General features: G+C 57.9%; 13 protein-coding genes, 1 tRNA gene and 1 pseudogene. 10 read left to right on the top strand and 5 right to left on the bottom strand.

Annotated elements, in window-relative coordinates:
- From GF1_RS11765 to GF1_RS11750, 4 genes are all read right to left on the bottom strand, one after another.
- Entirely contained in the window at positions 1–954 is a 954-nt protein-coding gene (locus GF1_RS11765; RefSeq protein WP_267926747.1) for a rhomboid family intramembrane serine protease, read from the bottom strand.
- On the bottom strand, positions 951–1730 hold the full coding sequence (locus tag GF1_RS11760; protein WP_267926746.1) for an esterase/lipase family protein: 780 nt from the start codon (positions 1728–1730) through the stop codon (positions 951–953). The genes GF1_RS11765 and GF1_RS11760 overlap by 4 nt, the downstream gene beginning before the upstream one ends.
- Before the next feature lie 282 nt (positions 1731–2012).
- Positions 2013–2222, bottom strand: a complete 210-nt coding sequence (locus tag GF1_RS11755; protein ID WP_267926745.1) for a hypothetical protein — start codon at positions 2220–2222, stop codon at positions 2013–2015.
- 272 nt (positions 2223–2494) lie between these two features.
- A tRNA-Leu gene (locus GF1_RS11750) sits at positions 2495–2581 on the bottom strand.
- A gap of 258 nt (positions 2582–2839) precedes the next feature.
- On the opposite strand from GF1_RS11750, the gene GF1_RS11745 reads away from it, so the two are divergent.
- From GF1_RS11745 to nusB, 8 genes are all read left to right on the top strand, one after another.
- Entirely contained in the window at positions 2840–3802 is a 963-nt protein-coding gene (locus GF1_RS11745) for a bifunctional riboflavin kinase/FAD synthetase (RefSeq protein ID WP_267926744.1), read from the top strand.
- Between the two features lie 160 nt (positions 3803–3962).
- Positions 3963–4598, top strand: a complete 636-nt coding sequence (locus tag GF1_RS11740) for a tetratricopeptide repeat protein (RefSeq protein WP_267926743.1) — start codon at positions 3963–3965, stop codon at positions 4596–4598.
- Positions 4598–5731 carry a DVU0298 family protein gene (locus GF1_RS11735; RefSeq protein WP_267926742.1) on the top strand — a complete coding sequence of 378 codons (1134 nt, stop codon included), beginning with the start codon at positions 4598–4600 and terminating at the stop codon, positions 5729–5731. The genes GF1_RS11740 and GF1_RS11735 overlap by 1 nt, the downstream gene beginning before the upstream one ends.
- Positions 5732–5841: 110 nt before the next feature.
- On the top strand, positions 5842–6459 hold the full coding sequence (locus GF1_RS11730; protein ID WP_267926741.1) for a tetratricopeptide repeat protein: 618 nt from the start codon (positions 5842–5844) through the stop codon (positions 6457–6459).
- A 118-nt stretch (positions 6460–6577) separates the two neighbouring features.
- Positions 6578–7234, top strand: coding sequence for a riboflavin synthase (locus GF1_RS11725; RefSeq protein WP_267926740.1), 657 nt, complete (start codon positions 6578–6580; stop codon positions 7232–7234).
- 80 nt (positions 7235–7314) lie between these two features.
- Positions 7315–8535, top strand: coding sequence for a bifunctional 3,4-dihydroxy-2-butanone-4-phosphate synthase/GTP cyclohydrolase II (locus GF1_RS11720; RefSeq protein ID WP_267926739.1), 1221 nt, complete (start codon positions 7315–7317; stop codon positions 8533–8535).
- Between the two features lie 378 nt (positions 8536–8913).
- Positions 8914–9378, top strand: a complete 465-nt coding sequence (ribH, locus tag GF1_RS11715) for a 6,7-dimethyl-8-ribityllumazine synthase (RefSeq protein ID WP_267926738.1) — start codon at positions 8914–8916, stop codon at positions 9376–9378.
- A 70-nt stretch (positions 9379–9448) separates the two neighbouring features.
- Positions 9449–10210: a transcription antitermination factor NusB gene (nusB, locus tag GF1_RS11710; protein ID WP_267926737.1), complete on the top strand. Its 762-nt coding sequence runs from the start codon at positions 9449–9451 to the stop codon at positions 10208–10210.
- A gap of 210 nt (positions 10211–10420) precedes the next feature.
- Here the strand turns inward: nusB and GF1_RS11705 are convergent, their stop codons facing one another.
- Positions 10421–10684: a hypothetical protein gene (locus GF1_RS11705; RefSeq protein ID WP_267926735.1), complete on the bottom strand. Its 264-nt coding sequence runs from the start codon at positions 10682–10684 to the stop codon at positions 10421–10423.
- A gap of 589 nt (positions 10685–11273) precedes the next feature.
- Here GF1_RS11705 and GF1_RS16615 point away from each other — a divergent pair.
- Positions 11274–13456, top strand: a pseudogene (locus GF1_RS16615) (FtsK/SpoIIIE family DNA translocase).
- A gap of 504 nt (positions 13457–13960) precedes the next feature.
- Positions 13961–14386, top strand: coding sequence for an adenylyl-sulfate reductase subunit beta (gene aprB, locus GF1_RS11690; protein ID WP_267926733.1), 426 nt, complete (start codon positions 13961–13963; stop codon positions 14384–14386).
- Positions 14387–14394 lie beyond the last annotated feature (8 nt).

The raw sequence follows: 14394 nt of genomic DNA, 5'->3' as shown, positions 1-14394 counted from the left end.
TCAGGGCGGTCCGCCGCTCGAGTGCAGGGCCAGGGTCCAGCAGATAAGGACCAGGCCGATGGAGGCCAGGTAGATGATGAGCTGGGTGGACGAGCGGTTGCTCCAGCCGGGCAGAAACGGCAGCGCGCGTTGGACCAGGATGCCTGCGGCCAGGCCGCAGGCGAATCCGAACAGGTGGGCTCCCAGGTCGGTCTGTTTTCCCTCGGTGCCCAGGAAGGCAAGCAGGCTCGCCCCGGCCCCCAGGGGTACGATCAGGCCCCGGACCCAGCCCCAGCGGCCGGTCATGAGCTGCAGGCCACTGAAGATGCCGATGGTAGCGAACACGGCGGTGGAAAAACCAACCGAATAATGCGGGGTGGAACGCAGGACGATATTGAAGTAATTGGCCACGGTTCCCGTGAGGATAATGAGAGCCCAGGCCGAACCGTAACCGATGGTCCGGCAGAGCAGGTGGACCATGAAACCGCCGATGAGGCAGTTACCCAGCAGGTGGTTGGGGTCGGCATGCAGGGTCATGGCCGTAACCAGGCGCCACCACTGGCTGCCCTCCAGGATGGCCTGGCTGTCGATGGCGCCGGCCCTGAACCATGTGGACCCGGCCTGCCAGGGACCGGTTATCCAGTGGAAAATGGCCAGCGCTCCGATGGTCAGCAGGGTAGGCGGGTTGTCGGTTGTCCGGGGCTGTTGCTGCAGGTTATTGGGAGGCGGGGGCCAGTCCCTGTTTTCTTCGAGCCATTGCCGGAGATGGTGCCTGGCCCAGGCTTCGTCCGCAGGCGAGACCAGTATGGTCCGGTCCTGGAGATCGACCTGGTGAGCTATGGAGGTGGCGCTGAGGACCAGGGAGCAGTCCAGAAGGTACTCAGGGGGACCGGTGCAGACCGGTACCAGCTCGTTCTCGTACGTATCTTGTTCTTCACCGGTTTTATCCGGCAGGGGGGAGTGATTCTGGTTCATGTTCCTGCATCGCCCGGAGGCGGAGAAGGGCCGGAATGGTCGAACCGGCCATGCTTGAGAAAAAAGATCGTCTGGCGGATCACTTCCCTGTTGTTCATGATAAAGGAATGGCTGGCCGGGACAACCAGGAAGTCGTTCATCCCCTCCACCGGGGCCCGTTCGACCGCCACCTTGCCGTCATTTTCGCCCGGGATCAGCCGGGCGAGCCATCGATCGTACATGGCAGGTCGGTTGCCGGTAATAACCCCGGTTGGCCAGCGGACCGGCCCCAGTCTGTTTGGCAGGCTGTCCGGCCCGGTACCCAGTTCAGCCCCGGCCGGTCCGTTAATGGCCCTGAAGAGCCACCAGTCACGGAAACGGTCGACGATCTCGCTGCCCTGGTTGGGTGGGCTGAGCATGACCACCCGGCCAAGATTGTCCGGCAGCTGCTCTGCAAAGGCAAGGCGCAGGACAATACTGCCCAGGGAATGGGTGACGAAGTGAAGGGTTGTCTTCTCCGTGGCCCGGTAGCGGGCAATGACCCGCCGGACGGTGACGGCGGATGCGGCAACACTTTTTCTGCGCGAGGGATAGCCGACCGTGCTCACCAGGTATCCTGCTTCGGCAAGACGCTGTCCCAGTCGGCGCATGGATCGCGAGGTCCGGGCCAGGCCATGGAGAAGAAGGACCCTCTCCCGGCCCCCGGTTTCGCTGGAATCCAGCCACCTCGCGGCTCGACCGGGCACAGGACTGTTGGCACGGAAAGAGGTGATATGAAGCGACCTTACATGGGACATGCCATAATCTATAAGCATTCTGAGGCCGTTTGCCGGAAGATCGGCGAAAAAAACAGGCACCTGAATCAGTGAAGCTGGAATTTCGCCGCATAGGCAAGGAAGAGGCCCATTGATGAGAGTGACGCTCTATCAATCGTTGATGACGCAGCGGATGCGGTGAAATTCCAGCTCCCGAAGGGCGGCCCCATTACGACAGATGATTTGCCACACCCAATGGTACCTGTCCTTTTTGATTGTGATTCAAATCAGATAACAAAAAAACAATGTGATTACCACCAAAGCTCAGCTGTCACCATATAAGGGACAACATCGCTTCTTCTCTCTACCTGTGGAAAACTCGTGATCACCGCTCTGCGGTGTCACGCAGGTGACCAGGTAGCCGACGAAGTGGCAGCAGGCAATGCCCCGCTCTGCGGGGTGATGCCCGAAACAGGTGTCGGAGCTTCTGGTCTCTGCAATGGTTGTCTGCGGGCCTTGCGAACCATGGGCCATCCCTGCCAGGTACATCAGGGTACCGCGGGAGCGGTACCTGGGGTGATGGAACGTTCACCGCAGGAGCGGAGGAACGAGAAGTCCAGGCGTTTTTTATTGCTGCCCGGCTCCGTGGCGCCAGGCGTTGGTATCTTCTCTTCAAGCTGAGCTTTGGTGGTAATCACAAAAAACAATAACTCATCCGTCACTGATTCAGGAGGCAGGCATGGGCCGGAAGTCCTGCAACGAAAAAGGGCCGCAACCTGGATGGTTGCGGCCCTGTATTTTTCCGGTGGTGCCGAAGGGGAGAGTCGAACTCCCACGAGCATACGCCCACTAGACCCTGAACCTAGCGCGTCTACCAATTCCGCCACTTCGGCACTGACGGTTGCGAATATGCACTTCCCGGCCATTTTTGTCAAGTATTTCTTTGGGGCAAAAGCCAGAAAAAACACATTGTCGTCTTTTCGGCCGGATCAGTTACGCATGAACTGTTTGCGAGTTTTCTTCAGAAAGGGTACATATCCCGCTTTGTCTTCGAAGAAACGTGGATTATAGTAGGGGCGGCATCCGGAGACCGGTTTCCGGGCCCGGCGCTACCTGCTCTTTCAACCTGGAAGGTATGTTCAGGACATCCCATGGAAATATATACTGATCTTTCCCAGATACAAAAGCCCTTTCCCAGGGCCTGCGTGACCATAGGTAATTTCGACGGGGTGCATATCGGGCATCAGATACTGTTCGCCGAGGTCATGGGCCGGGCTTTCCGCAGCAAGGGAACCAGCGTGGTGGTGACTTTTGATCCCCATCCCCTGAAAGTTCTGCGACCCGAGGGGATCAAACTGATCTCCACTCTGGAGCAGAAAAAGGAACTGATCGCCCAGGCCGGTATCGATGTGCTGCTCATCATTCCCTTTGACCGCCAGTTCGCCACCACCACGGCCCAGGATTTCGTGGACCGGATCCTGGTGGATACCATCGGCGTGAGCGAGTTGGTGGTCGGCTACGATTATGCTTTTGGCAAGGGGAGGCAGGGGAACATCGATTTTCTCAGGGAGCAGGGCCGGCTCAAGGGATTCCCGGTCACGGTGGTCGAGGCCCATTACGAAAACGGCATGCTGGTCTCCTCGACCAAGATTAGGGAGCTGGTTGCGGAGGGACGGATGCAGGATGTGCGTCAGCTGCTCGGCCGCTGCTACCAGATCCGAGGTACCGTCCAGCGGGGAAAACAGCGCGGCGGGCCGGTGGTCGGCTTTCCCACCGCCAATCTCCAGCTCAACGAGGAGGACCTCTGTCCGAAACGGGGCGTGTACGTGACCCAGGTGGTCTATGACGGCAAGATGTATGGCGGGGTCTCAAATATCGGATATAATCCGACCTTTGGAGACAGCACACTGGTGGCCGAAACCCATATCTTCGATTTCAGTAAAGATATCTACGGCAAGTCCATCAAGCTCAATCTGCTCCAGCATCTGCGGGGAGAGAAGAAATTCAGTGGTCCTTCGGAGCTTGCCGCCCAGATCCGCCAGGACATCGAAAGCGCCCACCAGGTTCTCGAAGAGGTGCGGCGGGAGCGTATCCTGAGCTGTGAAGATGGATAGTTTCTATGCCCGGGTTCAGCGGCCGGACCAGTTTTTGCCTTGCCCCGGGTGCGTTGATGATTACAATATTTCAGTTAAACAGTTGAACCGGATATGAAAGGGTGGTGAGGGTTGCCCGCATCCACCTCAAGGGAAGGAATTTCGAATAAAGGGATAACTTATGTCTGATGTACAGAAAACAGTGGATCTCAACACTGTTATCGAAGAGTTGGAAAAGGTGGTGGCGGAAAAGCCGGAAAACGTGATCGCCCATCACCAGCTCGGCCTGGTCTACCGCCAGGCCGGCCGGGTCGATGACGCCATCCGCGAACTGGAGCGGGCCATCGAACTCGATGAGCAGGCCGTTGAGAGCTATATCAATCTCGGAGCGATCTACTTTGACCGGGGCGAGGTGGACAAAGCCCTGGAGCTCAATGAAAAGGCCCTGGAGATAGCGCCCAACATGGCCGAGGCCCATGCCAACATCGGCCTGATTCGCCAGCAGCAGCAGCGACTCTCCGAGGCCATAGAGAGCTTCACCCGGGCCACCCAGATCGACCCGGAACTGGTCACCGCCTGGATCAACCTGACCTCGGCCTACACCATGAACGAGGAAGACGACAAGGCCGTGGAGGCAGCCCGGCAGGCCGTGACCCTGGAACCCGACTCGGCCATGGCCCGCAACAATCTGGCGGTGGCGCTCTATTTCAAGGGTGAGTATCAGGAGTCGAAGCAGAATCTTGAAAAGGCGCGTGAACTGGGCTATTCGGTGGATCCCCGGTTCGCCAAGGCGCTGGAAGACAAACTGGCTGGCTGATGAGTAGCAAGGAAAGCGGGGAAACCCTCAAGCCCTGGTGCCCGTTCTGCGGCATGGATGTGGGTCGGCCCACCGAGGCGGCCCAGCGGAAGATGACCGAGTTCCCGGTCGGCCGCTGTGACTGCGGCGCCATTTACGTCTGCGATGCCACCGGCCACAACATCGGTGCCGCCATGGTGGAATGCCTGGTCTACGCCTGCAATGACGAGTGGGATCTGGCCTGGGAGCTGATGCCCGAGGACGATTATCTGACAGGCCGAGTGGAAGATTATGATGATGTGACTCACCAGGTGGTGCCCAAGCGCAACCTGGATGGTCGGGCGGTTCGCGGGGTCCTGTACTTTGTCCGGTTGCACAAGGAAGTGGCCGAGATTGCCGAGCGATTCCGGGAGAAGCAGGAGGCCCTGGCTCGGCAGGAGGGTGCGGCCGCTAAGACCGTAACGCCGCCGGCTCCGGAACCACGTCGGGATCCCAAGCGCCGGAAAATGCGGGCCAGCAAGCAGCAGGTCCGGGAACTGGCCGCCAAGGAAGAGATCGACGTGCTGGTGGATCTCTGCCTGGACGATGGCCGTACCCTGCGTTTTCTCCAGCGGTTACTCTATGATCCCGTGGAGGCCAGCCGGTATCATACCGCCTGGATCATGGGCCAGGTCGCGGCCCGGGTGTCCGCCCGGGAACCGGGCCAGGTCGCCGATCTGCTCCACCGGCTGTTCGAGGCCTGCGCCGATTCGGCCGCCACCCCTTGGGGGATGATCGAGGCCATTGGCTCCATCGTCGCCGCCCGGCCGGATATCTTTGGCGCCTTTACCCGGCACCTGCTGGGCTTCATGGGCGACCGCTCCACCCAGGAAGCGGTGATCTGGTCCCTGGGCGAGATTGCCGCCGTGCGCCCCGACCTGATCCGCAAGACACCGTTTTATTCCACCTTCCATTTCCTGGGCCACGACAGCCCGACCATGCGCGGACTCATGGCCCGCCTGCTCGGGCGTATCAAGGCAAAGGAGGCAGCCTTCCAGGTGATGGGCCTGCAGGGCGACCAGACCCCGATAACCATCTATGAGCAGGGACGGCCGGTGGAGACCACGGTGGGCGAGCAGGCAACCCGGGCGGTGGAACTGATAAACAGCGACTGACCAGGCCCTCTGCCTGGCCCGGCGAAGCCAGGTTGGGCAGGACAGACAGGCAAGACAGCGAAGAACTTGAATATCGGAACGCAGGTGTCCGACAACACAGGAGTAGTTTCATGGTAAGCGAACAGATTCAACCTCTGAACTCTCTTGGTCCCGTGGACGGTAAACCGGCGGGCCAGGAAGAAGAGATTATCAAGGATCCGGCCAAACGGGATTACAAGGAAGGCCGCGATTTTCTGAAAAATGGTGAACTGGCCCAGGCAGCGATCTGTTTCCACAATGCCCTTAAGGGGTTTGAGGAGCAGAATGATGAACTGGGGATAGCCAACGCCTCGGACCGGCTCGGTGATGTCTGCCTGGAAAAGGAAGAGTACCAGATGGCCATTGACCATTACCTGCGGTCCTATGCCATCTGCGAGAAAAAAGAAGACTCCTTCTCCATCCTGGCCCTGAACAAGAAGCTGGCGGTCTGCTATCGGCGCACCGGTCAGCTGGACAAGGCCCTGGAAGTGCTCTTCGACATCCTCGATCATTACAAGATGGTCCGCAACCCCCAGGGAACCGTGCAGATCCTGGAAGTCCTGGCCGAGGTGTTCATGGAAAAGGGTGATAATTCTGCCGCTGCCGATGCCTACCGGACCGCGGCCTCCATCCACGCCAACTTCAAGCATAAGCGGCTGGCAAAGGAGTTCGAGGAGCGGGCCGCTCAGGTTGAGCAGGGACAGGGCTGACAAAAAGCAGGCATCCGCCGGCGTCGTCCGCGCGGGTGTCCTGGTCCCGGGGCTACGGAAGAGCTCTCTGTAAGTGACAGTCCTGTCTTAAGCCCCGGAACAGTAAAAGGGAAAAAATATGTTTACCGGTATTATTCAGGGACTTGGCACAGTGGTGGAAAAACGGCCTGCAGGCGGGGGCATGGTTTTCTGCCTGGAGGCGGATTTTGATCTGACCGATCCCGAGGAAGGGGAGTCCATTGCTGTCAATGGGGCCTGTCTCACGGCCCGTGACATCAAGGGGCGCCGGTTCATGGTCGATGTCTCGCCCGAGAGCCTGTCGCGCACCGGGCTTGGTGAGCTGCAGGTGGGCAGCCGGGTCAACCTGGAACGGGCCCTGCGTCTGGCCGACCGGCTGGGCGGGCACCTGGTGTCCGGTCACGTTGATGCCCGGGCCCGGGTGGAAGAGCGGCGGGCAGCCGGTGATTTTACCCTGTTTTCATTTTCTTTGCCCCCAAGTCTGGCAAAATATGTTATTGAGAAAGGTTCCATCGCCATCAACGGTGTCAGCCTGACGGTGAACTCCTGCAAGGGGAACCGGTTTTCTGTATCCATTATTCCCCATACCCTCAAGGTGACAACCCTGGGCAGCCTGGGGCCGGGAGACATGGTGAATATCGAGGTGGATATCATCGGTAAGTACGTGGAGAAGCTGCTTGCCGCAGGAGATGAAACCGGTGGAGAGGCCGGGGGCATCAACCCCGCCTTTCTGGCTGAACACGGATTTTTACGATAATCTGCTGACCGGGTCTTGAGGACCGGTCGGAGCAGTAAAAAAGAAAAGAATGCTGCAAAGCGCAACCTGTGAGCAGAAAAATGGCAGTCAGTCCCATTGAAGAAGTAATTGAAGATATCAAAGCCGGCAAGATGATCATCCTGGTTGATGACGAAGACCGGGAAAACGAAGGCGATCTCTGCATGGCCGCCGAAGCGGTGACCCCGGAGGCCATCAATTTCATGGCCACCTACGGCCGCGGGCTGATCTGTCTGGCCATGAGCCCGGACATCATCGAACAGCTCCAGTTGCCCATGATGGTGCAGAACAACCAGTCCCAGTACGGCACCGGGTTCACTATTTCCATCGAGGCCCGCACCGGGGTGACCACTGGTATCTCCGCAGCCGATCGGGCCCGTACCATTCAGGCCGCGGTTAATCCCGACGCCAAGCCCAGCGATATAGTCAGCCCTGGCCATATTTTTCCGCTGCGGGCCCGTGAGGGTGGGGTCCTGGTCCGGACGGGTCAGACCGAGGGCTCGGTAGACCTGGCCCGGCTCGCCGGCATGCGGACCGCGGGAATCATCTGCGAGATCATGAATGAAGACGGCACCATGGCCCGGATGCCGGACCTGGAGAAGTTTGCAGAGAAACACGGGCTCAAGATTGCCACCATCGCAGACCTGGTTGCTTACCGGCTGCGTGAGGATACCCTGGTGCATCGGGCTGCCGAGGCCAGGCTGCCTACCTATCATGCCGGCGAGTTCCGGGTTATAGCCTATAAAAACGATGTGGACCAGCATGAGCATGTGGCTCTGGTCAAAGGAGAAATCTCTCCTGACGAACCGGTCATGGTCCGGGTTCATTCCGAGTGTCTCACCGGCGACGTGTTCGGTTCGGCCCGGTGCGACTGCGGAGCCCAACTCCACGCCGCCATGCGGATGGTGGACCAGGAAGGCAAGGGGGTCATTCTGTACATGCGCCAGGAAGGGCGCGGTATTGGCCTGGTCAACAAGATCAAGGCCTACAATCTGCAGGACGAGGAAGGACTTGATACGGTGGAAGCCAATGTCCAGCTCGGCTTCAAACCGGACCTGCGGGATTACGGTATCGGGGCCCAGATCCTCCGTGATCTCGGGGTCCGCAAGATGCGGTTGCTGACCAACAATCCAAAAAAAATCGTAGGTCTGGAAGGGTATGGCCTGGAAGTAGTCGGCCGGTTGCCCATCGAGGTGGTCTGCGAACCGGAAAACAAGGAATACCTCCGCTGTAAGCGCGACAAAATGGGGCATATCCTGGAGCTGTACGGCGAACAGTCCTGAAAAAGAGCGACTGCAGCCTGCTGGGCAGGATCTGCCGCGGAACTCCGGTCTCTGCCGGGGCAAATGGTGCAGGGTGCTCTCACCCTGTCTGAAGAAAAATAATATAACCTGAATCCTGCAGTCGTCATGCGGTCTCGCCGCATCACTGTTCGTGCACCGAGAACGTCGAGACAGGTGCGGATGCAAGGAGGCAGGTAAGCGAGCCTGCGAGCCTCCGAGTCGATTCCAGCGTAGGCGTACTCGGAGTCTTCGCTTACCTGCGGTACGTCGAATACGGAACCGGTGATGCCGACGCCGCAGATGTGCCTGTATCGACGTTTGAATGCCGGATAACTACAGGATCCAGGTAAAAGAATAACCTCAGCCTAACTGTGACTCATGGCCAATTATTTTGAAGGAAACCTGCGTGGCGATGGAAAGAAGCTTGGTATTATAGTTGCCCGCTTCAATTCGTTTATCTCGGAAAAACTGCTGGAAGGAGCCATTGATGCCCTGGTTCGCTCCGGGGTCAGCGACAACGATATCGACGTGGCCCGGGTTCCCGGAGCCTTCGAGATTCCACTGGTCGCCCAGAAGATGGCGAAATCAGGCAAGTACGATGCCGTGATTACCCTGGGCGTGGTTATCCGCGGGGCAACGCCGCATTTTGATTACGTGGCCGGTGAGGTGGCCAAGGGCACGGCCCAGGTCATGCTCGATGCCGGTATCCCGGTGCTTTTCGGTGTCCTGACCACCGAAACCATTGAACAGGCCATCGAACGGGCCGGTTCCAAGGCCGGTAACAAGGGAGCCGAGGTGGCTATTGCCGCCCTGGAGATGATCGACCTCATGGATGCCATCTGATCGACCTCCGGCCGCCTTCAGGCAATATCGTCTCTTTTTTGAATTCTAATTCCTACTACCCGACATTTCTATGGGTCTTCGACGTAAATCCAGGGAAATAGCGCTCCAGTTTCTCTTTGAACACGATTTCCAGGGACTTGCCCGAACCGCTGAGCAGGTCGACACGGAACTGGAGCGGTTTGTCGCCTGGTCCCTGGAGCGGCTGGTGACCCAGGGCATCTTCGGCTGCTGCAATGAACCGGAAATTCTGGTTCCTGAACTGCGGACCCTGGTCCAGCGGCTGCAGGCCCATGCCGACATCGACAAGCAGGGTGATGACCAGCCCCTGTATGGTGAGCTGCGCCGCTTCTGTGTTACGGTCAGTGAGTACTACAGTCTGCATGAGCTGGATGAAAGCACCCGGCTCAGCCGGCAGATGAAAAACGAGCTGCGCTCCTTCTGCCACCAGGCCCTTGTTCTACTGAGTTCTCCGGCGCTCGACCAGTGCGGTTTTGACGTCGCGCAGCTGGTGGAGGGCCTGGACCATTTCCAGGGTTGCCTGCAATCGCTGGCCCAGCTCTTTGCCTATGTCCGCTTTCTTGGTCAGGGGGTCTGCCGCCAGTTCGAGGATCTCGATCAGCAGATTACCACCCACTCCCATAACTGGCGTCTTGAACGCATGTCCATCGTCGATCGCAATATCCTTCGCATCGCCCTTCTGGAGATGAACGCAAGTGACGATGTCCCCACCCGGGTCGCCATCAACGAGGCCCTGGAGATCGCCAAGCACTACTCCAACCCCGACTCGGTCGCCTTCATCAACGGCATTCTCGACGCCGCCGCGGCGGAATAACCAGCGCACGGCAACCACGGGTTGTCAGTTCTTTGTCGACATTCAGTGCCAGCATAATTTCTTTTGTGATTACCACTGAAATTCAGCCACCGATGCCTGAAGGTGTCGGCCTCACTTGTTTCACGGGTGTCTGTGGCCTGGATGGCCACAGTCAAGCCCCCAGGGACGGGTTTATGGCGTCCCGTGAAACGGATGAGGTCGACACCGGTTTCAATGCTGAAGATTGATGGTAATCAGAATTTCTTTTGTCTTATCTGCCTGTTCAGAAGCTTGCGTGGAATCTGACGGTGACCCCCTGGTGGGATCGCCGCTGTCTGTGGCTGTATTGGCGCCAAATGCCAGTTCCATGGTAGCTGATACTCGGTAAGCTCCATCCGCTGTGAGCCTGAGCCAGTTTTGCTCCATTATGTTTTCGCCTGGCAGGGAAAAAGTCCATAGTCCGACGATCCGGCCATTGACGCCAATTTTCGTCATGTTCAGCAGTATTTGTCATGGCCCAGGTACGGGTGTCAGATTCTCCTGGGATTACACCGGGATCCGGTAGTGACCGGGAGTGCGAACCAACTACTGGATCCGGGGTGGAAGACTTGTTCCAGGAAGGCTGGCGACAGGTTGCAGGTGCATGCTCAGCACTGGCAGCTGCAGGTCCATGTACCAGTCCGGGCCTTCGCGGGCGAGTCGCTGGATATAACCCGGTATGTCCTTGCTTTTCAGAAGCGCGGAAAATTCGGGCAGGAGGCCCTCTGGCGGGGCGGGTGATATCGTCATGATCCCGGTGGTTCAGGGGCTGGTTTGTACTGCCGGTTTATTCTATGGTATCAACGAGATGTGGGGTGGTCAAGTTACGGTAGGGAAATACTCTGCTTTGCTTTTTCTCGCCGGCTGGTGTACATAGTTGGCACAGTTGGCTAAATCCTTGGGCAGCAGGGTTTGAGCGTTTCTGGTCTTTTCCGGGCATCCAGGTATTTTTTTGTCGGGGGAGCGGCTGTGGTGGCCGCCGTGAGGCCCTGTTTCCCGTCAACCTGAAATTCATGCGCCGCTCGGCAGTATCTCTCTGGAAATTATGGCATCTCCTGCCGCAAAAAAAAATACAGGGTACCGGTTCCGCGAGGAGGCCACGGCCCTGGTCAGCCTGTTCCTGGCAGCTTTTCTGCTTCTCTGTCTGCTGAGTTACAGTCTCCCTCTGCTGGGGGAAGAGCCCGGTCTGCAGGATCCATCTGCCAACTGGTGCGGTAGTTTTGGCTACTATGTGGCCCATTACCTCTTTTCCTTTTTCGGTCTGACTGCGTTTTTTCCGGTGGCGATTCTGCTCTATACCGCAGTGGCCACCTTTGTGCCGGGCGAGACCGTCAATAGAATTCCCGCTATTGTCGCCGGGATCACCGGGATCCTCATTTCCACCTCCGGCCTGCTGGCCACCGTGCATCAGCTTCTTTTTCCGGCCAGCTTCATTACCCCGGGCGGCTATCTCGGCCAGATAGTCTGGCGGTTGCTGGGGACGTTTACCGGCCCGGTAGGGTCGGTTCTTATCCTCCTTCTGGTGCTCCTCTTTTCTCTCATGGCCGCGGTGCGATTTTCACCGACCGCAGCCGGACAATGTCTGTGGAACTGGCTGCGTGGTTCCTTGCGTGGCGCTTTGCGCCGTCTGTCCCTGAAAAAAGGACGGAGCGGGCAGGGAAAGAGGCCGGCACGGTCCAGAAAGGAGCCAGTGGTCAGAGTGGAAGTCCCTCAAGACGACGCACCCCCGCAGTTGCAGGAAGGGAAAAAGCCTGACGTGCATGCCCCGGCCCGGATAGAACTGCCGGATCCGGAAGAGGAATTTGCACTTCAGCCCCTCAAGGGCGGGGAATACCATCTGCCTCCTCTGACTCTGCTCGATCGGCATGAACCCAGCGAGGTGGAAGTGGATCGGGAGCATTACTACAAGGTCAGCCGTATCCTCACCGACAAGCTGCGCGATTTCGGAGTCCAGGGCTCGGTGGAGGGCATCTCGCCCGGTCCTGTGGTCACCACCTATGAGTTTGCCCCGGCCCCGGGATCAAGATCAACAAGATCGTGTCCCTGGCCGATGACCTGGCCATGGTTCTCAAGGTGGACCGGGTCCGTATCGTCGGGTCCATTCCCGGAAAGGCGGCCATTGGCATTGAGATTCCCAATCCCAAACGTAAAACAGTGTTTCTCTGCGATATTCTTCTCAGTGAGACCTACCGGCAATCGGCCTCCAAGCTGAGCCTCGCCCTGGGCGTGGACGTGATCGGCAGGCCGGTGGTCGCTGATCTGGCCCGAATGCCCCATCTGCTCATCGCCGGGGCCACCGGTGCCGGCAAGTCGGTGGCCATCAATGCCTTTATCGCTTCGATTCTCTTCAAGTCTACCCCGGAAGAAGTGCGGCTTCTGATGGTGGATCCCAAGCGTATCGAGCTCTCGGTGTACGAAGGGATTCCCCATCTACTCCATCCTGTGGTGGTGGAGCCGAAAATGGCCTCCAGGGCCCTTATCTGGGCCGTGCGCGAGATGGAGCGCCGCTACAAGCTACTGGAGGAAAAGCGGGTCAAGTCCTTCCTTACCTACAACGAGGTGGCCGAGGAGAAACTGCCCTATATCATCATCATTGTCGATGAGCTGGCCGACCTGATGATGGTGGCCAGCAAGGACGTGGAGTCTTCCATTGCCCGCCTTGCCCAGATGGCGAGAGCCGCAGGCATGCATATCATCCTTGCCACCCAGCGACCTTCGGTGGATGTCCTGACCGGGCTCATCAAGGCCAACTTCCCCACCCGGATTTCTTTCAAGGTGTCCTCCAAAGTGGATTCCAGGACCATTCTCGACGGTTCCGGGGCCGAACATCTTCTCGGCAACGGGGACATGCTTTTCCTGCCGCCAGGGGCCGCTAAGCTACAGCGGATCCACGGTGCCTTTATCTCCGAGGAGGAGACCGAACGGATCATCGAGTATCTCAAGGGGCAGGGTAGTGCCGAGTATGATGAATCCGTGCTCAAGGTGGTGGAGGAAGAGGAGCCTGGTCAAGACGGTTCTCCCGAAGAGTATGATGAAAAGTATGACGAGGCTGTGGCTGTGGTCACCGAGACCGGTCAGGCCTCGATCTCCATGGTTCAGCGGCGGCTACGGGTTGGGTACAACCGGGCGGCGCGGATGATCGAAATGATGGAGCGGGAGGGTATTGTAGGGCCGGCCGATGGTTCGAGGCCCCGTGAGGTACTGGTCAGAAATTCCTATTCGGAGTGACAGGGGAAGCAATACTCTAGAATCAATTCCCTTCCAGGTAAAATGCCTGGTTTCATCGACGCATCCTGTCAGGGTGAAAAAAGCTGAAAACGTTGACCACCAGTCCTTTGCGCCGACCTCTTGTCGTCACGGATGTGCACCTGCAGTTCCCGGCTCGGCAAAGAGGGTAGCCGGGATCTGTTTTAAAGAATTTAATTGATCAGATAATTCAAAATTTCAGTCAGGTGGGTTGCAACCTTTTTGCTTGACATTGAGTAGGCAACAAATTATAAGGTTATTCGACTAAAAATGAGTGATTATTCATTTTTTACGCCTCAGTGAGCAGTGGCGAAAAAAGGTAGTAAGATGAATAAGTTGTCTTTTTGGTCACATGCAGTTGCGGGGAGGGTGTTTTTGCGGATTTCGCAGGGATTCCGGACCTGTACTGTTTGGTTCTGTTAACTGGGGTAATTGGCTTCGCAGGGGCGCAGCCATAAAGGAAAATCAAAGTGAGGAGGTAGATTAATGCCAAGTTTTGTAGATCCTTCAAAATGCGATGGTTGCAAGGGCGGTGACAAGACGGCCTGCATGTACATCTGTCCGAACGATCTCATGGTCCTGAACAAGGAAGAGATGAAGGCGTACAATCAGGAGCCGGACGCATGCTGGGAGTGCTACTCCTGCGTGAAGATCTGCCCGCAGGGTGCAATCATGGTTCGTGGTTACGATGACTTCGTACCCATGGGCGGTCAGGTGCATCCCATGCGGAGTTCTGACTCCATTATGTGGACCGTTAAGTTCCGTAATGGTAACATCAAACGTTTCAAATTCCCGATCCGGACCACGGCTGAGGGTGCTGCCAATGCCTATGTCGGCGAGAGGGGCGAGAACCTGGACGACGAGCGTCTGCTCCTCGAGGGTGAACTGCCGAGCCCGACCAAGCTGGCATAAGTTTTTCA

The sequence above is a fragment of the Desulfolithobacter dissulfuricans genome, assembly GCF_025998535.1.
Classification (GTDB): Bacteria; Desulfobacterota; Desulfobulbia; order Desulfobulbales; family Desulfobulbaceae; genus Desulfolithobacter; species Desulfolithobacter dissulfuricans.
The sequence above is the reverse complement of the archived record's forward strand: the minus strand, read 5'-3'. Positions and strand labels throughout refer to the sequence as shown.